The organism is Sutterella massiliensis (assembly GCF_016899755.1).
GTDB lineage: Bacteria > Pseudomonadota > Gammaproteobacteria > Burkholderiales > Burkholderiaceae_F > Sutterella > Sutterella massiliensis.
This window is the reverse complement of the sequence record NZ_JACJJC010000021.1, coordinates 1-21,500: the sequence shown is the minus strand read 5'-3', so window position 1 is coordinate 21,500 and position 21,500 is coordinate 1. Positions and strand designations below refer to the sequence as shown.

General features: G+C 63.7%; 19 protein-coding genes. 9 read left to right on the top strand and 10 right to left on the bottom strand.

The features are described 5' to 3' along the window. The first annotated feature begins 103 nt into the window (after window positions 1-103). The 6 genes from infB (at window position 104) to dusA (ending at window position 7,887) form a co-directional block, all read left to right on the top strand. Window positions 104-2,956, top strand: coding sequence for a translation initiation factor IF-2 (gene infB / locus H6A60_RS10075; RefSeq protein WP_205104186.1), 2,853 nt, complete (start codon window positions 104-106; stop codon window positions 2,954-2,956). A 158-nt stretch (window positions 2,957-3,114) separates the two neighbouring features. Continuing rightward, window positions 3,115-3,549 (top strand): 30S ribosome-binding factor RbfA, encoded by a 435-nt coding sequence (gene rbfA / locus H6A60_RS10070; protein WP_205104200.1) that lies wholly within the window; start codon window positions 3,115-3,117, stop codon window positions 3,547-3,549. Next, the gene (truB, locus tag H6A60_RS10065; protein ID WP_205104184.1) at window positions 3,546-4,442 is read left to right on the top strand and encodes a tRNA pseudouridine(55) synthase TruB; all 897 of its coding nucleotides are present in this window, start codon (window positions 3,546-3,548) and stop codon (window positions 4,440-4,442) included. The genes rbfA and truB overlap by 4 nt, the downstream gene beginning before the upstream one ends. A gap of 24 nt (window positions 4,443-4,466) precedes the next feature. Then, on the top strand, window positions 4,467-6,311 hold the full coding sequence (gene typA / locus H6A60_RS10060) for a translational GTPase TypA (RefSeq protein ID WP_205104182.1): 1,845 nt from the start codon (window positions 4,467-4,469) through the stop codon (window positions 6,309-6,311). Window positions 6,312-6,350: 39 nt separating this feature from the next. After that, window positions 6,351-6,779 carry a YchJ family protein gene (locus H6A60_RS10055; protein WP_205104180.1) on the top strand — a complete coding sequence of 143 codons (429 nt, stop codon included), beginning with the start codon at window positions 6,351-6,353 and terminating at the stop codon, window positions 6,777-6,779. Between the two features lie 85 nt (window positions 6,780-6,864). Next, window positions 6,865-7,887 carry a tRNA dihydrouridine(20/20a) synthase DusA gene (dusA, locus tag H6A60_RS10050; RefSeq protein ID WP_205104178.1) on the top strand — a complete coding sequence of 341 codons (1,023 nt, stop codon included), beginning with the start codon at window positions 6,865-6,867 and terminating at the stop codon, window positions 7,885-7,887. Window positions 7,888-8,234: 347 nt separating this feature from the next. Here dusA and H6A60_RS10045 read toward each other — a convergent pair whose 3' ends face one another. The 5 genes from H6A60_RS10045 to lpxK all read right to left on the bottom strand — a co-directional run bounded on the left by H6A60_RS10045 (window position 8,235) and on the right by lpxK (window position 12,965). After that, window positions 8,235-9,569 (bottom strand): hypothetical protein, encoded by a 1,335-nt coding sequence (locus tag H6A60_RS10045; protein WP_205104176.1) that lies wholly within the window; start codon window positions 9,567-9,569, stop codon window positions 8,235-8,237. Window positions 9,570-9,868: 299 nt separating this feature from the next. After that, a complete protein-coding gene (gene adk, locus H6A60_RS10040; protein WP_205104174.1) occupies window positions 9,869-10,522 on the bottom strand; it encodes an adenylate kinase in 654 nt (217 codons plus the stop codon). Window positions 10,523-10,787: 265 nt separating this feature from the next. Continuing rightward, window positions 10,788-11,558, bottom strand: a complete 771-nt coding sequence (gene kdsB, locus H6A60_RS10035) for a 3-deoxy-manno-octulosonate cytidylyltransferase (protein ID WP_205104172.1) — start codon at window positions 11,556-11,558, stop codon at window positions 10,788-10,790. Between the two features lie 15 nt (window positions 11,559-11,573). After that, window positions 11,574-11,810 (bottom strand): Trm112 family protein, encoded by a 237-nt coding sequence (locus H6A60_RS10030; RefSeq protein WP_205104169.1) that lies wholly within the window; start codon window positions 11,808-11,810, stop codon window positions 11,574-11,576. 87 nt (window positions 11,811-11,897) lie between these two features. Beyond that, window positions 11,898-12,965 carry a tetraacyldisaccharide 4'-kinase gene (lpxK, locus tag H6A60_RS10025; protein ID WP_205104167.1) on the bottom strand — a complete coding sequence of 356 codons (1,068 nt, stop codon included), beginning with the start codon at window positions 12,963-12,965 and terminating at the stop codon, window positions 11,898-11,900. 694 nt (window positions 12,966-13,659) lie between these two features. Here lpxK and xseA point away from each other — a divergent pair. From xseA to H6A60_RS10010, 3 genes are all read left to right on the top strand, one after another. Beyond that, complete coding sequence (gene xseA, locus H6A60_RS10020; protein WP_205104165.1) at window positions 13,660-15,660, top strand: exodeoxyribonuclease VII large subunit; 2,001 nt, start codon at window positions 13,660-13,662, stop codon at window positions 15,658-15,660. A 195-nt stretch (window positions 15,661-15,855) separates the two neighbouring features. Continuing rightward, window positions 15,856-16,443: a superoxide dismutase gene (locus tag H6A60_RS10015; protein ID WP_205104163.1), complete on the top strand. Its 588-nt coding sequence runs from the start codon at window positions 15,856-15,858 to the stop codon at window positions 16,441-16,443. 214 nt (window positions 16,444-16,657) lie between these two features. After that, window positions 16,658-17,224, top strand: a complete 567-nt coding sequence (locus H6A60_RS10010; RefSeq protein ID WP_205104160.1) for a DUF2199 domain-containing protein — start codon at window positions 16,658-16,660, stop codon at window positions 17,222-17,224. A 91-nt stretch (window positions 17,225-17,315) separates the two neighbouring features. On the opposite strand, the gene H6A60_RS10005 is transcribed toward H6A60_RS10010, so the two are convergent. From H6A60_RS10005 to H6A60_RS09985, 5 genes are all read right to left on the bottom strand, one after another. Next, on the bottom strand, window positions 17,316-18,983 hold the full coding sequence (locus H6A60_RS10005) for a sensor histidine kinase (RefSeq protein ID WP_205104158.1): 1,668 nt from the start codon (window positions 18,981-18,983) through the stop codon (window positions 17,316-17,318). 45 nt (window positions 18,984-19,028) lie between these two features. After that, a complete protein-coding gene (locus H6A60_RS10000) occupies window positions 19,029-19,697 on the bottom strand; it encodes a response regulator transcription factor (RefSeq protein ID WP_205104156.1) in 669 nt (222 codons plus the stop codon). 291 nt (window positions 19,698-19,988) lie between these two features. After that, window positions 19,989-20,492 carry a PepSY domain-containing protein gene (locus H6A60_RS09995; protein ID WP_205104154.1) on the bottom strand — a complete coding sequence of 168 codons (504 nt, stop codon included), beginning with the start codon at window positions 20,490-20,492 and terminating at the stop codon, window positions 19,989-19,991. Window positions 20,493-20,722: 230 nt separating this feature from the next. Continuing rightward, window positions 20,723-21,169 (bottom strand): dUTP diphosphatase, encoded by a 447-nt coding sequence (dut, locus tag H6A60_RS09990; RefSeq protein ID WP_205104152.1) that lies wholly within the window; start codon window positions 21,167-21,169, stop codon window positions 20,723-20,725. 110 nt (window positions 21,170-21,279) lie between these two features. Next, window positions 21,280-21,500: hypothetical protein (locus H6A60_RS09985; protein WP_205104150.1), on the bottom strand; the 221-nt coding region annotated here is incomplete at its 5' end.

Genomic DNA, 21,500 nt, shown 5'->3' with positions numbered 1-21,500 from the left:
CTCCGACGCAATCGCCTGCATGGCGCGGGTCTTCTTGAAGACCTCGCGGGCGCAATGCTTCCATGGAAAGGGAGCGCGCCGCATTCGAAGGAGTAACGAACATATGACGACGAACACGGTTAAGGATTTCGCACAAGAACTGAAGGTGCCCGCCTCGACCCTTCTCGAGCAGCTTCGCGCTGCCGGGATCCACAAGTCGGGCGAAGCCGACGAACTTTCCGATGCCGACAAGAGCCGTCTGCTCGACAGTCTTCGCGCGGAACGTACGCAGGCTGCCCCGCGAAAGATTACGGTGACGCGCAAGGAGACGAGCGTGATCAAGCAGAACGACGCCTCGGGTCGTGCGCACACGATTCAGGTCGAAGTGCGCCGCAAGCGCGTTTTCATGAAGAACCCGCAGGCTGTGGCCGAAGAAGAAGCGCGCATTGCCGCCGAAGCCAAGGCTGCGGCCGAGCGCCGTGCGGCTGAAGAAGCTGCTGCGGCCGAACGCGCCCGTGCGGAAGAAGAAGCGCGCCGCCGCGCCGAAGAAGAGGCGCGCAAGAAGCGCGAAGCCGAAGAGGCGGCCCGCCGCGAACGCGAAGAGGCCGAACGCCGTGCTGCGGCCGAACGCGCCGAAGCCGCGCGCCGCGCCGCCGAAGAAGCCAAGGCACGCGAAGAAGCCTTGAAGAAGGCCCAGCAGGACGAAGCCGCCATCAAGGCCGCTCGCCGCGAAGCTGAAAAAGCCAAGCTCGAGGCGGAAGTCGCGCAGGCGACCGCTCAGCGCATGGAAGCCGAAGCCAAGCACCGCGACGAAGCGCGCAAAAAGGCCGAAGAAGAGGCGCGCCGCATCCGCGAAATGATGAACCGCAAGCCCGGCGTCCTCACGGCGAAGAAGCCCCAGAAGGAAGAAAAGCCCAAGGCAGCGGAAAAGCCTGCGCAGGCCGAGAAGAAGTCCCAGCAGAAGGGCGCTGCGCAGCGTCCGGCCGCCGGCGCCAATGCCGCCGACAAGAAGGGGGCGCGCACGGCCGACAACGGCAAGAAGAAGGACAAGGGCTCGCGCTCGCAGGGCGGCCGCTGGAATGAAGACGAAGACCGCAGCCGCCGTTCGCTCAAGACCCGCGGCGGCGACGAAGGCCAGAGCGGCTGGCGCACCGCGCGCGGCCGCCGCAGCCAGGACCGTCACCGCCAGAACGAACCGGCGCCGCAGGCGCAGGAACCCGTTGTGCGCGAAGTTCAGGTGCCCGAAACGATTTCGGTCGCCGACCTTGCCCACAAGATGAGCGTGAAGGCGACCGAAGTCATCAAGACCCTGATGCTCATGGGCCAGATGGTGACGATCAACCAGATGCTCGACCAGGATACGGCGATGCTCGTCGTTGAAGAAATGGGCCACAAGGCGATTGCGGCCAAGGCCGACGACCCGGAAGCCTACCTTGGCGAACTCGCCGAGCACCAGGACTATCCGGCCGTGCCGCGTCCCCCGGTCGTCACGATCATGGGCCACGTCGACCACGGCAAGACGTCGCTGCTCGACTTCATCCGCCGCTCCAAGGTTGCGGCGGGCGAAGCGGGCGGCATTACGCAGCATATCGGCGCCTACCACGTGAAGACTCCGCGCGGCATCATCACGTTCCTCGACACACCGGGCCACGAAGCCTTTACGGCGATGCGCGCTCGCGGTGCTCAGGCGACCGACATCGTGATTCTGGTGGTCGCAGCAGACGACGGCGTGATGCCCCAGACGCAGGAAGCCATCTCGCACTCGCGTGCGGCCGGCGTGCCGCTCGTCGTTGCGATCAACAAGATCGACAAGCCCGAAGCCAATCCCGATCGCGTCAAGCAGGAACTCGTCAACGCGGGCGTCATCCCCGAAGAGTACGGCGGCGACGTGCCGTTCTGCCCGGTTTCCGCCAAGACCGGCCAGGGCGTCGACGAACTCCTTGAAAACGTGCTTCTGCAGGCCGAAATGCTGGAGCTGAAGGCTCCGGCCGAGGGTCCCGCCAAGGGGCTTGTTATCGAATCGCGCCTCGACAAGGGGCGCGGTCCGGTCGCGTCCGTCCTCGTGCAGCAGGGCATGCTCCACCGCGGCGACATCGTGCTCGTTGGCGCCGAATTCGGGCGCGTTCGCGCAATGCTCAACGAATTCGGCAAGGCGCAGCAGTCTGCCGGTCCCTCGATTCCGGTTGAAATTCAGGGTCTCTCGGGCGTGCCGCAGGCGGGCGACGAGGTGTATGTGCTCTCCGACGAACGCAAGGCGCGCGAAATCGCTCTCTTCCGTCAGGGCAAGTACCGCGACGTGAAGCTTGCGAAGGCTCATGCGGTGAATCTTGCAAACCTCTTTACCGACGCCGCCGAAGGCGAAGTGAAGACGCTCGCCCTCATCGTCAAGGCCGACGTTCAGGGTTCGCAGGAAGCGCTCATCCATGCGCTTACGAAGCTCTCGAACGACGAAGTGCGCGTCAACGTCGTGCACGCGGCCGTGGGCGGCATTTCGGAATCCGACGTCAACCTCGCTGCGGCTTCGAAGGGCGTCATCATCGGCTTCAACGTCCGCGCCGATGCGCAGGCGCGCAAGCTCGCCGAAGCCGAGGGCATCGACATCCGCTACTACAACATCATCTACGACGCCGTGGACGATGTGAAGGCGGCGCTCTCGGGTCTTCTCTCGCCCGAACTGCGCGAAACGCAGATCGGCCTTCTCGAAATCCGTCAAATCATCCGCGTGCCGAAGGTCGGCAACATCGCGGGCTGCCGCGTGCTCGAGGGGCTCGTGCGCCGCAACGCGCAGGTGCGTCTGCTGCGCGACAACGTCGTTGTTTGGACGGGCGAACTCGCCTCGCTCAAGCACTTCAAGGACGACGTGCGCGAAGTGAAGGCCGGCAACGAATGCGGTCTCTCGCTCAAGGGCTACGACGACATCCACGAAGGCGATCAGCTCGAAGTCTTCGAGGTGACGGAAATCGCCCGTACGCTCTAACGACCCGAGCCGGGCGGCCCTGAAATCCGGGTAGCCGCCTCGTCGGGCCCGCCGGGGCAATGAACGCGCCGCGTCCGAAGGTGCGCCGCTCTCCTTTGAGGCGGCGTGCGTCGGGCGCGGTTTTCGAGTAAGGCGCCCCGAAAACGCTATAGAAAGCAATACATACGATGAAAGCCAAGAAACCCGGTCGCGCTCAGCGCATCGCCGATCAGATCGCCCGCGACCTCGCCAAACTGATTCCGCTCGAAGTGCGCGATCCGCGCGTGGGGCTCGTGACGATCACGGGCTGCGACATCACGCCCGACTACGCGCACGCGAAGGTTTACTTCACGGTGCTCGGCTCCGACCCCGCAGAAACAACCGAGGGTCTCAATGCCGCCGCGGGGATGCTGCGCAACCATCTCTTCCGCGAACTGCACATCCACACCGTGCCGACGCTGCACTTCACGCTCGACGAAAGCGTGATGAAGGGCTTTGAAATGGACGCCCTCATCAAGAAGGCGATCGCGCAGACGGAGGCGAGCGAAGCGCTCGGCGCCGAGAAGAGCGGCGAAGCCGACGAAAAGTACATCGACGAAAAGGACGCCCGATGAAGCGCAGAGGCGACGCCGTCGACGGCGTGATGCTTTTCGACAAGCCCGAAGGGCTTTCGAGCAACGGGGCTATGCAGATCGTGCGCCGCCTTCTGAACGCTCAGAAGGCCGGGCACACGGGTACGCTCGACCCGATGGCGACGGGGCTTCTGCCGCTTTGCTTCGGGAATGCAACGAAGTTTTCCGCCGACCTGCTGCATGCCGATAAGGGCTACGAAGCGCGCGTGATGCTCGGGCGCTCGACCGATACGGGCGACCAAACGGGCGAAATCGTCGAAGAGAAGCCCGTCGTCGGCCTGACCCTGGAAGCGCTCGAGGCGGCGGCGAAGTCGTTCTTGGGCGAAATCGATCAAGTGCCGCCCATGTACTCGGCCTTAAAGCACAAAGGCGAGACGCTCTACAAGCTCGCGCGCCGCGGTGAAACCGTTGAGCGTGCGCCGCGGCGCGTCGTCATTCACGAGATTTCGGTCGAAGACTTTGACGGCGAGAGCTTTACGCTCAAGTGCCTCGTCTCAAAGGGCACCTACATCCGCGTGCTCGCCGAAGACATCGGCAAGCGCCTCGGGTACCCCGCGCACCTCACGGCGCTTCGCCGCACGCGCGTCGGCACTTTGACGGCAGACAAAGCCGTGGGGCTTGAAGCGCTTCGCGCGCTCGGCACGCCTGAGGCCGTGCGCGGTAAACTGACGCCCTCGGATACGCTCATCTCAACGCTTCCCCGAATTGATCTCTCGCCCGAGGAGACGGCCCGCTTCATGAACGGCCAGCGTCTCGCTCTGGGCCTTGCCGAACGCGGCCGCGTTCGGGTTTACGGTCACGACGGCGTCCTCCTGGGCACCGCGCTCGTCGGCGAGCGCGGCGTGCTGGCGCCCGAGCGGCTGATTGCACACTAATTACTTGAAACAAATCTAAACGCTATGACTCGAGCCATTCGCAACATCGCGATCATTGCGCACGTCGACCACGGCAAGACCACGCTCGTCGACCGTCTGCTGCAGTGCGCGGGCACTTTCCGTGCCAATCAGCAGGTCGAAGAGCGCGTGATGGATTCGAACGCCATCGAACGCGAACGCGGCATCACGATTCTCGCCAAGAACTGCGCCGTCGAATACGAGGGCGTGCACATCAACATCATCGACACGCCGGGGCATGCGGACTTCGGCGGCGAAGTCGAGCGCGTGCTCTCGATGGTCGACGGCGTGCTGCTTCTCGTTGACGCCGTGGAAGGCCCCATGCCGCAGACGCGCTTCGTGACGCGCAAGGCCCTTGCGCAGGGCCTGAAGCCGATCGTCGTCATCAACAAGATCGACCGTCCGGGCGCGCGCCCGGACTGGGTGCTCAATCAGACGTTCGACCTTTTCGACAAGCTCGGCGCCACCGAAGAGCAGCTCGACTTCCCCGTCATCTACGCCTCGGCTCTCAACGGCTTCGCGGGCGAAACCGACGACGTTGAGGAGCTGCGAAAGATCGGCAACATGCGCGCGATCTTCGACACCGTCATCAAGCACGTGCCCGTGCGCGACGACGACCCCGACGGCGGCCTGATGCTGCAGATTTGCTCGCTCGACTACTCGAGCTACGTCGGCAAGATCGGCGTGGGCCGCGTGCACCGCGGCCGCATCCGCGCCGGCCAGGAAGTCGCGATCATGGACGGCCCCGAGGATAAGCCGAAGCGCGCCAAGATCAATCAGATCCTCGTTTTCGAAGGGCTCGAGCGCAAGGAAGTCGACGCCGCAGAAGCGGGCGACATCATTCTTGTCACCGGCATTGAAGACCTCAACATCGGCACGACCATCACGGATATCAACAACCCCGAAGCATTGCCGATGCTTACGGTCGACGAGCCGACCCTCACGATGAATTTCCAGGTGAACACGTCCCCGCTCGCGGGCCGTGAAGGCAAGTTCGTCACCTCGCGCCAGATCCGCGAGCGTCTCGAGCGCGAATTGAAGTCGAACGTCGCCATGCGCATGCGTCCGACCAACGACGAAACCGTCTGGGAAATCGCCGGCCGCGGCGAACTGCACCTCACGATTCTTCTTGAAAACATGCGCCGCGAGGGCTATGAACTCGCCGTTTCTCGTCCGCGCGTCGTTATCAAGGAAGTCGACGGCGTCAAGATGGAACCCTATGAACTTCTCACGGTCGACGTCGAAGAAGAACACCAGGGCGCCGTCATGGAAGAGCTCGGCCGCCGCAAGGGCGACCTCCAGGATATGGAACCCGACGGCAAGGGCCGCGTACGTCTCGAGTACCGCATTCCGGCCCGCGGCCTGATCGGCTTCCAGAGCCTCTTCATGACGATGTGCCGCGGCACGGGCATCATGAGCCACGTCTTTGACGACTACGGCCCCATCAAGCAGGGCGAAGTGGGCGAACGCCGTTCGGGCGTGATCATCTCGCAGGACGATGGCGAGGCTGTCGCATACGCGCTCTGGAAGATCCAGGAACGCGGCCGCCTCTTCGTTTCGCCCGGCGACAAGCTCTACGAAGGCATGATCATCGGCGAGCACTCGCGCGAAAACGACATCGTCGTCAATCCGATCCGCGGCAAGCAGCTCACGAACATTCGCGCCTCGGGCACCGACGAAGCCATTCGCCTCGTGCCGCCCGTGAAGCTCACGCTTGAATCGGCCGTTGAATTCATCAACGACGACGAACTCGTCGAAATCACGCCGAAGACGATCCGTCTGCGCAAGCGCTACCTGAAGGATTTCGAGCGCAAGCGTGCCGCGCGCGCCGAAGAAAAGACCTTCGGCTGATCGGGCTCCGGGGACTGATTCGGAAGTCGTTTCATCGAAATGACGAAGAAAAAGAAAAATGCCGCTGCCGCCGCGCTTTGCCCGTGCGGCAGCGGCCTCTGCCTGGCCGAGTGCTGCGGGCGGTATCTCACGGGCGGCGCCGAACACCTCGGCGCGCCCACGCCCGAAGCGCTCATGCGAAGCCGCTACACGGCTTTTGCGCTCGGCGACGAAGCGTATCTCCTTGATACGTGGGAGAAAGCCCATCGCCCCGAGGCAATCTGGGCGCGCGGCGAAGCGCGCGTGAAGTGGCTCTCGCTCAAGGTGCTCGAAGCCCCCGCGCCTGAAGGCAACACGGGGCGCGTGCGGTTTGTCGCGACGGGGCGCACCTCTGCGGGCGCCTTCAAGCAGTCCGAAAATTCGCGCTTTCTGCGCGGCGCCGACGGACGCTGGCGCTACGTCTCGGGCGAAGTCGACGAGCAGAGCTGACGGCACTGGCGCCGCAACGACTTCTCACCCATGACGCTGCAGTACCTTCGGGCGACTGCAGCGTTTTTCATAACAAAGAAACTCCATGACGACGAACGCAACGACGTGCGCCGCGGGCGCACCGAATCCCATCGACTGGCGCTTTACGGTTGCGCCGATGCTCGACTGGACGGACAGACACTGCCGCTTCATGCACCGGCAGCTCACGAAGCGTGCGCGCCTTTACACCGAGATGGTGACGACGGGCGCGATCATCTACGGCGACCGCGATCGGCTTCTCGGCTTCTCGCCCTGCGAGCACCCCGTGGCGCTGCAGCTCGGCGGCGCCGACCCGGAAGCGCTTGCGAAGTCCGTTGAGATCGCCGAAGGCTACGGCTACGACGAATACAACCTCAACTGCGGCTGCCCCTCGGAGCGCGTTCAGAAGGGGAGCTTTGGCGCGGCGCTTATGCTCGAGCCCGCACTCGTTGCCGAGTGCCTTGCCGCCATGCGCTCGGCGACCGCAAAGCCCGTGACGGTGAAGCACCGCATCGGCGTCGACGAGCACACGGCGTACGGCTTCGTTCGCGACTTTGTCGGGACGCTCTACGAAGGGGGCTGCCGCGTCTTCATCGTGCACGCACGCTCGGCTTGGCTCAAAGGTCTTTCCCCCAAGGAAAACCGCGAGATTCCGCCACTGAAGCGCGAGGTTGCATTTGAACTGAAGCGTGAATTTCCCGACGCCGTGATCGTGCTCAACGGTGCCATTGCAGATCTGAAAACCGCAAAGGAGCTGATTGAGGCAGGCGTTGACGGCGTGATGCTCGGGCGTGCGGCGTATCAGAATCCTTGGCTGCTCTCGGGGGTCGACGAGCTTCTTTACGGCGAACCGCACGAAGTGACGCGCCGCGAGGTTGTCGAAGCGCTCACGCGCGAATTGGAAGCGCACTGGGCCGATGACGAGCACGCCGTGCGCGCGATGGCGCGCCACGCCAACGGACTCGCGCAGGGGCTTCCCGGTGCGCGCCTCTGGCGCAGAACGCTTTCGGACCCGGCCGCAATCAAGACATACGGTCCGAAGCTTCTCATGCACGCGTGGGAGAGTGCCTTCGGCGAAACGGCCGAATAAACGAGGCAAGCGCGGACGAGCAATCCGATAGAAAAAGCACGTGCGGCGTCGGTTCATAACTGGCGCCGCTTGGGTTTGAATCCGCAATGTTTCTCGACCGGTGAGCCGTTCGGTACACGAGCTCAATGCCGAATCGCCCGAATTCGTCGAAGTTCGGACAAATGGCGATGTACCTGAGCTTCATTGGCGGCCTTCAAGTGGATGGAAGTCGAATCTGAAGCTTGCGGCCGTCAGCGCTTCTTCATGACGTATGCAAAAAGAGGCGGACGCCTGAGAAAAGACATCCGCCTCGGTCGGTCAACTAGGACGCCTTCGCCTTCTTAGACTGCGAAGTGCGTTATCAGCCATTACTTCTGTGCACGCTTCGCACTCGAGCGCGTGCTCTTCGCGCTCTTCGCGGGCGCGACCTTCACGGCTTTTTCGGGCGCCTTTACGCGCGTAGCCGTACCGTGCTTGGCGTCCCATTCGCGGCGCAGGTCCGCGGTTTCGTGGATCGCATCCTGAATGGCGTCGGCAGCACGCTTGTTGAAGCGCCACTGGAAGTCGAGAATCGGCTTGTTCTTAAGCCAGATGCGTGCGGGCAAAAGCTTCGTGCGGTTCTTCGAGCGCTCTTCGGCAAAAGCAACGCGCAATGCGTCACGATGCGACTTCAAAACGCCGAAATTGTCGCTCTTGAGATTTTCGGGGAAGCTGAATTCAAGCACACGCGAGCCGTTCACGTAGCGCAACGTCCAATCGAGTTTGCCGAGAGCCTCGCCCTTTTCGGCCGTCTCGTCCTTGGCGCAGAAAATCGTGCCCGTCTTCACGCGCATGAGCTGCGCTTCACCGGACTGCCCCTTTTCCACGCGCTTGCCCTTGACTTTTTCATACTTCTTTTCGATGGGCTTTTCAAAGAGTACGCCCATCGGCTTGGCGTCCTTGGCCGGAACGAAGCGCAGGCAGTAAGGGATTTCTTTGGAGAAGCGCTTGCTGAAGTCTTCGATCGTGCCAGAACCCGTGAAGGCGGTCTTGGTCGGCACGATCACGACGTCTTCGTCAACCCACATGCGGGCGCGGTAGCCGATGCTGCCTTCGGGGAACGCATACTTGCCGCCGATCAGGAAGCCCGAGGGCGTCGAGCGGTTCATGCGCGTCTTGAGGTAGGGGCCGATCGGCAGCCCCGACATGTCGAAAGCTTCGATCTCAACATTGAGACGCATGGGCCTTTGCGCGGTCTCGCCCTTGTAGTGAAGCACCAGGTGGTGGTCCTTCTCGACCGAGACGCCGATGATCTTTTCGGCGTCGAGCTGCCGGCCGTTTCGCAGAATCGACGCGGCTCCCGCACCCCACGTGAAGCCGTGGGGCGTGCCGAAGCGGAAGTATTCTTCAACGCTGTAGAGTCCGTTTTCGGCAATGGCGTCCGTGATGCGGAAATTTGAGACGGCGTTGTCGTTGAAGTAGTAGATGCCGTCGCCGCGAAGCGCGTATTCCGAAGGCATCGTGATCGGAATGGGCTTGGGCTCTTCTTTTTTCTTTTGCGTGCCGTCGGCCTGTGCAGCGTCAACGCGAACAGCCGTGCCGCTCTCGTAGGGGACGGCGCTGCAGCCCGTGAGCGCGAGCGCAGCAAGCGCGCCCGAGAGGCCGATAAAGGAAAGGCGCCGAAGCGCGGCGTCTGTTTTTTTGAAGCTCGCAAAAGATGCCATGGTCCGCAGCCTCCGCAGGAAAAGTGAACATCCTTCCATCATACGTCGGCCGCGCGTCCGTGCGTCAGCCGCGAGCGGCTGAAATTTCGGCCGCGTTCGCCGTTTTCGCATGCAGTTGAGTTGAACTTTACGCCGCTCTGCTTCGATTGCGTGTTGGCCCGTATACCAGCTGATTGTCGGGACGACGGCGAGCTTTTAATGATGAAAAAAAAAGCCGCCTCAGCCGATAACGGCCTGAAGCGGCTTCAAGAAGTCTTGGCGGCCTTCACCATCGGCTGCCAATTGCGTCGAAGAACCGATTACTTGAGCGCTTCGAACACACGCGACGTGATTTCGTCGATCGAGCCCAGGCCCGAGATCGAACGATACTGCGGCGCATTCGGGGCGCCCGATTCGGCGAGCTTCGTGTAGAAGCCGACGAGCGCTTCGGTCTGGTTGTGGTAGACCTCAAGGCGCTTGAGAACGACTTCTTCACGGTCGTCGTCGCGCTGAACGAGATCTTCGCCCGTGACGTCGTCCTTGCCTTCGACCTTGGGCGGGTTGTACTTGATGTGATACGTGCGGCCGCTCGCCGGATGCACGCGACGACCGGACATGCGTTCGACAATTTCACTGTCGGGCACGCTGATTTCAAGCACGAAGTCGATGGGGATGCCGGCGTCGGCCAAGGCCTGCGCCTGCGGAATCGTGCGCGGGAAACCGTCAAAGAGCGCGCCGTTCTTGCAGTCGGGCGCTTCGAGGCGTTCCTTCACGAGACCGAGAATGATTTCGTCGGAGACGAGCTGTCCCTTTTCCATCACAGCCTTGGCAGCCAGACCGAGCGGGGTGCCGGCCTTGACGGCCGCGCGAAGCATGTCGCCCGTGGAAATCTGGGGAATGCCGAAGTGCTCGCAGATGAACTTGGCCTGAGTGCCCTTGCCGGCACCGGGCGGCCCGATGAGAATGAGACGCATGGGATGAATCTCCATATGAAGTGAGTGAATCCGAGTGCGGGCCGTGCGTGAAGCCCGCGCTGTCCGTTCGAGATCCGTGCGATCCGTTTTGGGTTTCGGATCTCGAAAGCGAGCCGCCAGCGCGCATGGGCTTGCGGTCCGCTTCGGGACAGCATTTCAGAGCATTTTAGCGCGCGGCAGCGCCGCGACAAAGGCTGTCGTTGCGCGTGCCGAACGCAGTTGTCGCGAAAAACCGTCCGTTTGGCGCCGACTTTCACGACGGTTGTCAGTTTTGCGCCGCTGCACGATAGACGGCGCGAACGCGCTCGAGGTCTTCTTCGGTATCAACGCCGGCAGGAAGCGCGCGATCAAGCACGAGCACGGCGATCTTTTCGCCGTAGTAGAGAGCGCGCAGCTGCTCGAGGCTCTCGATCTTTTCAACGGGTGCCTGCTCAAGCGTCGGGAAGCGCTTTAAAAAGCGCACGCGGTAGGCGTAGAGCCCGAGGTGATGCAAAGGCTCGAACCCTTCAGGGAGCTTCGTTCGGTCTTCCCGGAAGGCATCGCGCGGCCAGGGAATCGGCGCGCGCGAGAAGGTGAGCGCGTTGCCGCGCTCGTCGAGCGAAACCTTGACGACGTTCGGGTTGAGGAAGCTCTCGACATCGTCGATCGTGTGCGCGGCAGTGGCGATCGCACATTCGGGACGCTCGACGAGGAGCTTGGCGACCGCATCGACGATGTCGGCGGGCATAAGCGGTTCGTCGCCCTGCACGTTGACGACGATTTCGTCGTCAGCGAGACCGAGCGCCGTGACGGCTTCGGCGAGCCGATCGGTACCCGTCGGGTGATCTTCGCGCGTGAGAACGGCCTCAACTCCCGCGGCGCGGCACGCCTCGAGAATGGCTTCGTTGTCGGTCGCAACCACGATGCGGCTCGCGCCCGAGCGCGCGGCGCTCTCGGCAACGCGCACGACCATCGGCACGCCTTCGATGAGTTTCAGGGGCTTGCCGGGCAGGCGCGTCGACTTCATGCGCGCCGGAATGATGACGGTAAAGGACATGGTCTTGCGTTCCTCTCAGCGGGCGACCGGTTCCGTCTTCTCGCGCAGCGCGGCGCGCTTTTCGCGGTAGCGGCGTGCTTCTTCGGGGGCGAGCGTGCGCGCGAGCGCGCGGATCATCACCGGGATGCCGTCGCGGACTTCGTAGGCGGCTTCGCAGCTCGGGCAAACGAGCTCGTCGGCCTTCTCGCCCTGCATGAGCGGGCCCTTGCAGGCGGGACAAACCAGAAAATCGGGAATCTTGGGCTGAGTCATTCAACACACCGGCGCGGATCGTCTGCGCAGTCGGCCGAAAACGCTCGGCCGGCAGCGCTTGCTCGACGGCGCGCCGTCTCCAAAGGTTTAAATCGTATCGTTTCGGCGTTCGGGGTGCCGACCGAGGCGCTTGGCGGCTTCGCCCGCCTTCTGGTCGACGAGGTCGATCAGGTAGGTTTCGAGCTCGACCTCGAGCCCCACGATCCAAATGCGCGGATCAGCCTTGATGGCCGGTATTTTCACGCATTTGACCGCGTCCTTGCCGGTGATGAGGATGACGTCCTCTTTTCGGTCGGCAAAGGGATTGCGCGAGAAGTCGTAGTGGTCGCCGAGCTCGAGCTCGGCGCAATCGATGTCGTGCGCTCGCACCATGGAAAAGAACCGGCCCGGCGATGCGATGCCTGCGGCGGCAAGGGCTTTGCCGCCCGTACGCGCAAGGTCTGCGGCGATGCTGTCGATGTCCGTCTGTGCACCCGTGGCGAGCTGCGTGCAGGTGCCAAAGCAGCTCGAAGCCGCAAAGCGCGGCGTGCGGCTCGCAAACGGCACGTCGGTCGTCGTGTTGATGACGACGGCGTCGACTTCGTCAAGGCGCGAAGGCGGCTCTCTCAGGGGGCCTGCCGGCAGCGTCCAGCCGTTGCCGAGGCCGCGCGCGCCGACGACGGCGAGTTCCAAGTCGCGCGCGAGCGCCACGTGCTGCAGCCCGTCGTCGCTCACGATGAGGTCGATTTCGGGATGGGTCTTCAGCAGCAGTGTCGCCGCTTCAAAGCGGTTGCGGCCCACTGCGACGGGTGCGAGCGACTCGTGCGCGATCAAGAGCGGTTCGTCGCCCACTTCCTGCGCGGGCGAGTCGGGCGCGACAAGGCGCACGCCGCTGTCGTCGCGGCCGAAGCCGCGCGAGACGACGCCCGGGTGCCAGCCGCGCAGGCGAAGCGCCTTGACGAGCGCAATCGTGATGGGGGTCTTGCCCGTGCCGCCCACGTAGATGTTGCCGACAACGACCACTGGAACGGGCAGGCGGTTCGGCACCGTGCTGCGGCGCTTTTGGGCGGCCGCAAAGCGGTAGGCATAGGTGAGCGGGTAGAGCAGGCACGGCACGAGACCGCGCTGCGACCATTGACGGTGAACCCAGGATTCGAGTTTGGCAGCGAACATCATGATTGGCGCTCCGCTGCCGAGGTGCTGCGCCCGACAAAGAGCGGGCGGAAATTTGCTGCGAGACGAGACGCACGGCGCACGGGCCGAACGCTCGCCTCGAAAGTTCGAGGAGGTGTGTCGTCTGACATCTGTGTGCGGGACGGTGTTTCAAACGGCGCCGCATGCGGTGCGGCCGCGCGCCGTCGGCTTCTTCAAAGCGCGAGGGGCTGCGCGGCGCGGACCCGGGAACCGGCTTTTGACGCATCTTGATGCTCTGCGCGGAGCATGGAGAGCAACGGGCTCGGGCGGCGCACATGAAGAAAAAATGATAGCCGCATTTGAAAATCGTCGCCCGCCGCCAAGGTGAAAAATGTTGTTCAATGTTTTCCTCAATCCGAGTGAGTAAGGTTGTGGATAAGTTTTGGAGAACCTACTTAACTCGTTCACAAATCGATAAAATTTTGTTACTGCCTATTTTTTAGGCAACTAGGGTCTTCGTGGATATCTCGCTCGCGGCACAGTTTCACGGCGCACCGGCAGCCTGCGTGCGACGACATGGCCGCGCATCCGCTTGGGCACCGTCTTCGTTTAGCATTTCGAGAGGCTCGGCGCTCTTTTTAGCGGATGCCCGTCGCAAGCGGGAACGGGAGGCGCCGCCCCAGTCCTTTTTTCGATTGCGTACGCCCGCAGGAGCGACGTTTCTTCGAGCCACACCATGACGCGCCCGCCCTTTGACGACATTCCTTTTCCGACCGATGATCCCGCACTCTGCCGCGAGGCCGAAGCGAGTGCCGCACGGCGCTCGAGCGGCGTAGCGGGCGCCGTACCCGCCCTATCGGCGAAAGGTGCGCAGGGCGACCTTTCGGGGCGAGCGGCAAAGAACGAACCGCGGCCCCGCGCTTCGGGCGTTCGCAGTGAAACGGCGCCGGCGCCCGCGGCGAGCCGGGCGGCGCCGGCTCGCGACTATTTCGGTTCGATCTCGACCTCCCGGCCCGAGCGCGATCGAGCGCGGCCCGTGCCGGTTGCCGCGCCGAGAAATACCCCGAGAAGCGTCTCGAGCGCAGCGCCTAAAAGCGTGCCTCGCTTTGACGCCGCGCGTTTTGCCGCGGCCTATCGGAGGGGCGACGTACTCGAGCGCGATGTACGCCCGGCAGGCGAGCCGGCCCTTCAGGCGACGGCGCCCGAACTTAGCGCTACGCTCCCTGCCGAAGAGACGCCCGTCGCCGTCTCGGCCGTTTTGAAGTACGTTGACGAAGCGGTGCGCGGCTTTTTCACGCATTGCTGGATCGTCGGTGAAGTCGCGCAGGTGACGCGCTCGCGACTCGGGCACTGCTACTTTTCTCTGAAGGACGAGAAGGGGCTGCTTTCGTGCGTGCTCTGGCGAACGCGGCTCGCCGCTGCCGGGATGCCGCAAGAGGGCGACCGCATTGAAGTTCGCGGCGAGCTGCAGGTTTACGGCCCCAACGGCCGGCTGCAGCTTTCGGTGGATGCGTGGCGCGAGGCCGGACGCGGCGCGCTTTGGGCGGCTTTTCTCGCGCTCAAAGCCAAACTCGAAGCCGAAGGGCTCTTTGACGCCGCCAAAAAACGGCCGCTCCCCGTCTTTCCGAAGCGCATCGCGATCGTGACGAGCGAAACGGCAGCGGCGCGCCGCGACGTCGAGCAGACGCTCGAGCGGCGCATGCCATGGGTCGAGCGTGTGCTCGTGCACGCGGCCGTCCAAGGGGCGCAGGCGCCCGCGTCGCTCGTCGAGGCGCTGCGGCGTGCCGACGGAATCGGTGCCGACGTGATTCTCCTCGTGCGCGGCGGCGGTGCGTACGAGGACCTCGCTGCCTTCAACGACGAGACGCTCGCAAGAACGCTGCGCGACCTGAAGACGCCCGTCGTCTCCGGGGTCGGACACGAGACGGACTTCACGATTGCCGATTTTGCGGCCGACGTGCGCGCTTCCACGCCTACGGCAGCTGCCGAAATGGTGGGCCGTGACGGTTCGTACTGGTTTGCGCGTCTTTCGAAAGCCCGCGAGACGATCGAGCGCACGATCGAGCGCGAGCTGCGAACGGCCGAGGAGCGGTTCGATCGCGTCGACGCGGTCTTCCCAACGGGTGAGGGGCTTTTGCGTACGTTTGACGAGAAGCGCCTTGAAGCCGCAGCGCGCTTTGCACGCAGCTTTGACCTCGCGCTTGCACAGAAAGCGCAGCGCGTGCGAACGGCCGGCCGCATGTTTCAAGTGCCCGAGGCGTTCTTTGGCGGCTACGACGGACGACTCGCGCTCGCGGCTTCGCGCTTGACGTGCGCCTTTGACGAAAAGCTCGCACTCGGGCGTCGAGAGATCGAACGAGAAAAGGGACGGCTCGACGACATGGTTTTCGGGCGGCTTGCGCGTGACGGGGAGCGTCTCGCTCGTGCGGCACGCTTGGCGCCCAATCCGATGCCCGCGCTCGAGCGCGCCGAACGGACGGTGGCCGTATTGAAGCGCACGCTCGAGGCGCTCGACCCCGATCGGCCGCTGCGTGCGGGTTACGCGCGCATTTCGACGGCAGCGGGTGTTGTCGGGACGGCGGCGGCCATTGCGCCGGGTGAGGTACTTCGCATTGACTTTGCCGACGGCGCACTCTTGGCGCGTGCCCAAACGCGCGTGCCCGAAGCAAAGCGCTCTTCGGGCAGCCGCACCGGCGCATCGGGCTCGTCAGAAACGGCACTGGATACAAACGGTTAAGAATTATTCAATCGTTTTTCTTTGTTTAATAGATATCGATGATATGATGCCTTCATCGACGGCGGGGGCGGTTTTCCTAGTTCCTTTCTGCGCCTCCGACCGCATTTTTATTTGAGCACCGACCGAGATGCCCGAACACACCGGTTCTGCGAGCATCTCGTGCAAGGCTGTGCAATATTTCAGCGGAGACCTGCCATGACCGAATTTCAGCTTCCCGAACTGCCCTACGCAATCGATGCGCTCGAGCCCGCCATGAGCCGCGAAACGCTCGAATACCACTGGGGCAAGCATCACCGCACCTATGTGACGAACCTCAACAACCAGCTTGCGGGTTCGGGTTTCGAAGGCAAGTCCCTCGAAGAAATCATCCGCGGCGCCGAAGGCGGTCTTTTCAATAACGCCGCGCAGCACTTCAACCACGCCTTCTTCTGGCAGTGCCTGACCCCCTCGGGCGGCGGCCGTCCGCAGGGCGCGCTCCTTGAAGCGATCGAAAAGACCTGGGGAAGCTTTGAAGCCTTCGTCGAAGCGTTCTCGACCGCTGCGGCGAGCAACTTCGGTTCGGGCTGGACCTGGCTCGTGAAGAAGGCCGACGGCTCGCTCGCCATCATGAATACGAGCAATGCGGGTACGCCGGTGAAGTCGGGCGAAACGCCGATCCTCACGATCGACGACTGGGAACACGCCTACTACATCGATCATCGCAATGCGCGCCCGGCCTTCATCAAGGCCTTCTTCGAAAAGCTCGTCAACTGGCAGTTCGCCGAAGAAAACTTCGCTCGCTGAGCGTAGAGAAAGCATGAGGCCGCAGTTGGCGGCCCGCTCGAACATCCAAAACCGGCCGGTGCTCTCGTACACCGGCCGGTTTTTCGCATGCTGAGCGTGCTTTCGTGCTGCACTTTCCCGAAGTGCGCAGCGCCGACAACCGTTAGACTGAGGCGGCTGCGCTCGGATTTGCGGGCGCATGAAGTCTTTTCCCCGACGACTACACCGGACACCGATGACGACCGAATTCGACGATCTCGCTCAGAACGGAGCGCAAAACGAAGACGAACTCTGCCGCGACATTCAGATGTCGCTCCCCGATGCGTTCTGGGCGCTCGACTATGTCGAGCGCTACAAGTTCGGGCGCTTCAACAAGGACTTTGCGCTCGCCGAGGACGGGCGCGCGTATCTCTTCGGCGTTGTCGAAGTGCCGCTGCTTGAGGAAGCGGGGAGCTTCACCTGGGGCGTCTGGGCCGAAGTGCCGCGCGAATTCCACGACGCTTACGTCGAGCGCTTTCAGAGCGAGCTCGCCGAAGGCATGAAGGCCGAGGGGACGCTTGCCAACGAAGTGCCGAGCTACGACGACGCTTTCGGCGCGCGGCTTGAGATCGTGCTGCACGCCGATCGCCGACCCTCGATCCGCATTCTCGAAGGATCGCTCGCGAAGGCGCAGACCGAGGGGCTGACGCTTGAAGCGCACCGCGCGCTCGACGAAGTGCTCTTCCCGCCCGAAGACGAATTCGACGAAGCGTTTGACGACATCGACGGCGTGGCAGGCGTGCCGAACGAAGGCCGCGCCTGAGACGCGCTCTGAGGCCGCAGGTTCAATCTCAAAAACAAAGCGCTCCCCGCATCGGCTGCGGGAGCGCTTTTTTTCGAAGGCCGCGTCGCCTTTATGCCTGCGGCGTGTTCGCCGCAAGCGGAAAGCGTACGGCAGCCCGCAGACCGCGGCCGAGGCCCTCGCTAGCGGCCGCTTCTTCGCTTCGCGCATAGTCGAGCGTGACCCGTGCACCCGTCATGTCGGCGTAGGTCTTCACAATCGCGAGTCCCAGCCCCGTGCCGAGTTCGCGCGTGCCCGCAATGCGGTAGAAGGGGTCGAAAACGCGCGCGCGTTCTTCGGGCGGAATCCCCGGGCCGCTGTCGAGCACGATGACTTCGAGGAACGCTTTCCCGGCATCGACGCCTCTATGCGCTTCGAGTTTCACGAGGCCGCCTTCGGGCGTATAGCGCACGGCGTTTTCCAAAAGGTTGCGGATGATGGCGCCCGCGGCCGTTCTCGAGAGGCCGTGAACGTCATCGGCCGCTTCGAGCCCTTCGGCTTCAAAGCGCACGGTCTTCTTGTCGAGGGCGGGCAAAAGCGGTTCGATCAGTTCGCCCGCGAGCTCCGTGAGGTCCCAGGGTTTGGCGTCGCGCAGCAGTGCCGCTTTCGACTCGCCCGTCTGCGCGCGCGCAAAGAGCAGGAGCTGCGAAACCTGATGCACCGAGCGCTCGAGCCCCGACTCGAGGTTCTCGACGATGCGGCGCGCTTCCGCAGGCAACTCGAGTTTGCTCAAGTGTTCGGCCTCAATCGTGAGCGACGTGAGGGGACTGCGCAGCTCGTGCGCGGCGTCTGCCGTAAAGCGCAGCTCGCGCGTTCTCGCGGCGTCAACGCGCGCGAGGAGGCCGTTGACGGCTTCCACAAAGGGGCGCGCTTCCGAAGGCACGCCTTCGAGCGGCAGTGGCGTCAGGTCGTCGGCGCCGCGGCGACTCACGGTTTTGGCAGCGCGGGTGAGCGGGCGCATGCCCGCCCACAAAATACCCGAGAGGACGAGGGCGAGCACGGGCAAAAGCACGAGCAGCGGCGTCACGGCACGAATCGCCTCTTCCTGCACGATCGCTTCCTGGAGCTTCAAGGGTTCGGCGACCGCCGTGTAGCGGCCGTTCGGCAAAAAGAGGAGACAGAGTCGGTGCGGTGCGCCGTCGATCATCGGGGTCGAAAAGCCCCCCGCCAAATCCTCGCCGAAGACAATCGGGACGGCCTGGCCTTGCTTAGGCAGCAGGCGAACGAGCACCGTCTCGCCCGACGGAATGAAGGTGCGTCGGGCGGGCGTCTGGCCGTTCCCCGGTGCGGGCGCCTGCGAGCCGTCCGGGCGAATCGCCATCGGGCACTGCGAGGGGTCTTCGCCCATCATTTCCATCATGCGTCGGTGCATGCGGCCGTGCCGGTGCATGCCCATGCCCATCCGCATGCCGTTTCGCCGATCGGCCGACGCCGCGTCGCTCGGGAGCGGTTCGTCGGATTCGATGCGCGCTTCAAAGCGCTGCGGGTCCATCGTGAGCGCACGCGGCAGCACCGACGCAACATCGGCGCGCGCGAGCGCGGCCGTCACTTCAAAGAGGCTCTCGTCCTGCGAGAAGTACGCTTCGTCGCGCGCGTCGGAATAAACCCACCAGGCCGTTGCCGCCACAAAGACGATGAGGCTCGCTACGAGCGCGGCAAGAAGCCGTACAAGGAGCGAGTCGATGAGGCGCGTTTTCGGGGCGTTCTTCGGTCGGTCGGCGGCAAGGGTGTCGTTCGGCATTTGGCGGAAATTTTCGAAGTCGTCGGACGCGTTGCTGCGGCCCGATCAGTCGGCGCGGATGCGCCAGCCGAGGCCGCGAATGTTTTCGATGGCGTCGCTGCCGATCTTGCGGCGCAGCGCATGGATGAGGTACTCGACAGCATTGCCTTCGGGCTCTTCCCCCGGCGCGTAGAGCTTCTCTTCGAGCGCGCGCTTCGAGAGAATGGCGCCCGGGCGCACGAGAAGTGCCGCCAGAAGCGAATACTCGCGCTTTGAGAGCGTGACGGCGATGCCCCCGACGTTGCACGTGTGCGTGACGGTATTGAGAGAAATGCGCCCCGCGCGCAGCACGTCGTCCTTAATCGGCCCCTTGCGGCGCACGACCGCGCGGATGCGCGCGAGAAGCTCGGACATGTGAAAGGGTTTGAGCACATAGTCGTCCGCGCCGGCGTCAAGTCCCTCGAGGCGGCTCTCGAGCGCTTCGCGCGCCGTCACGATGAGAACGGGGAGCGCCGAGGCGGGGGCGGGCATTGCACGGATGCGCTTCATCACGTCGATACCGTCGAGTCCCGGGAGTCCGAGGTCGAGGAGCACCGCATCGGGAAGCCGCATTTCGATCGCGGCCAAGCCCTCGGCGCCCGTCGGCGTCCAGGTGACCGTATGCGCTTCGCTTTCGAGTGCTGCTGCGACGGCGCGCGCGATGAAGGGGTCGTCTTCAATGAGGAGAATATGCATGGCGTGGGCGGTAGAGAGTCTTTGGGGAGCCGTTTTCGAGGCGCCGTTCGTGCACCACCCGTTTGCGGGGCGCTGTCGAATCGCCTTGGGATCAGTATATCCACGCGCTCGGGCACTGAATTCCGCGTAACTTTTTTGGGCACTGCGCCCGCAAAAGCACGCCCGGCGCGGCGCACTGCCGCCCGGGCGTCATGCTCGGAGATTCGGCTCTCCTCAGTCGTCAATCGTGCGGCCTGGGCGATCGCTCAGCCGACTGCTCGGTGCGCTCTCAGCCCGAAAGCATCGATTCGATTACCACCACGGGCAGTTGCGGTTGCCGTGGCCCCAGCCGTGACCCCATCCGTGGCGGGGACCGTAGCCGTCGCCCATGCCGCAGCCGCGGCGGTGATGCGGACCGTAGTAGCCGTCCTGCGCGTAGGGGCAGGGTTCGCCGTAGCCCGGGGCCATGCGCGGCGCGCGCATGCCGCGGCCGTTCATCACGGCGCCTTCGCTCGCTTCGCCCGTTTCGGCGTTGATGAAGGTGCGAACGCGCGTGCCGTCCTCACGGATCACAACGACGTCCCAGACGAGGCCGCCCGAGGCGCCCGCACGCAGCGTGGCGCGGTGGGTCTGCCCACCCAGGGCCTTTTCGGCGATAGCGCCCGCTTGAGCGAGCGAAATCTTCGGCGCAACGGTCTGCACGGCCGCTTCCGGGGCGGCGGGCGCAGCGGGGGCTTCCTGAGCGGCCCAAGCGATGGCGGCGGAGCCGAGTGCAGCGGCGGCAAAAAGTGCGGTAAGGGTCTTCTTGGCGTTCATATCGGATTCCTTCTTCGTTTGATCTCGGCCGAACGAATCGTCTCAAGGCTTCGGCCTTTCCTTTGATTCAAAGTGTAGGCGTCGTGAATTAGGAGGCCGCTAGCTGAAAATTAGGGCTCGCTATGTCGAGGTAACAAGTTGTAACTGAATGGTGCATAGATGCAAAAAAGCCCGCCGTTCTGTGGAAATGCGGGCTTTTAGGCGTGTTTCGAGCGTACTGTCGCGAGCGGTTACTTTGTGCCGGTCGACCCGAAGCCGCCCGTGCCGCGTTCGCTTGCGTCAAACTCGTCGACCAAGCGGAAGGCGGCCTGTGCGACCGGGACGACGACGAGCTGCGCGAGGCGCTCGAAGGGTTCGAGTCGGAAGCGGTCGCTGCCGCGGTTCCACACCGAAATCATGAGTTCGCCCTGGTAGTCGCTGTCGATCAAGCCCACGAGGTTGCCGAGTACGATCCCCTTCTTGTGCCCGAGGCCCGAGCGCGGCAGGATGAGTGCGGCGTAGCCCGGGTCGCCGATGTGGATGGCGAGCCCCGTGTGCACGAGGTGCGTTTCGCCGGGGGCAATCTCGAGCGGCGCATCGAGGAGCGCGCGCAGGTCGAGACCGGCTGCGCCCGGCGTGGCGTAGGCGGGAATGTGCGCACGGGCGCGCTCGTCAAGGATCTTGAGGTCGATCTGCATGAATGAGTCCTTTCGTGAAATATGGGTGCCGGTTCGTCGCCCGAAAGCGCCGCACCGGCATGCGTTGCATTCTGTTGGAGGTCGACTTTTGGGCGCCTGTTCCGAAAAAGTTACTCGAAATTACTCGATGTGTTTTCGGATTTCTTTCCGCACTTCACCAGAGTCCGCGCGGCTTTTTCCAAAGTCGGCTGCATCCAGTTGAAGCCTTTTGAGGGCCAGTAAGTTCCCCCGGAGCTAATGGCATCACGGTACCCAGCGGTTCGGGCCTCGATAATCTTTTTGATTTCTCGATAACCCATGTACCGCGTGATTTCCGGATCCCACAGCCGGA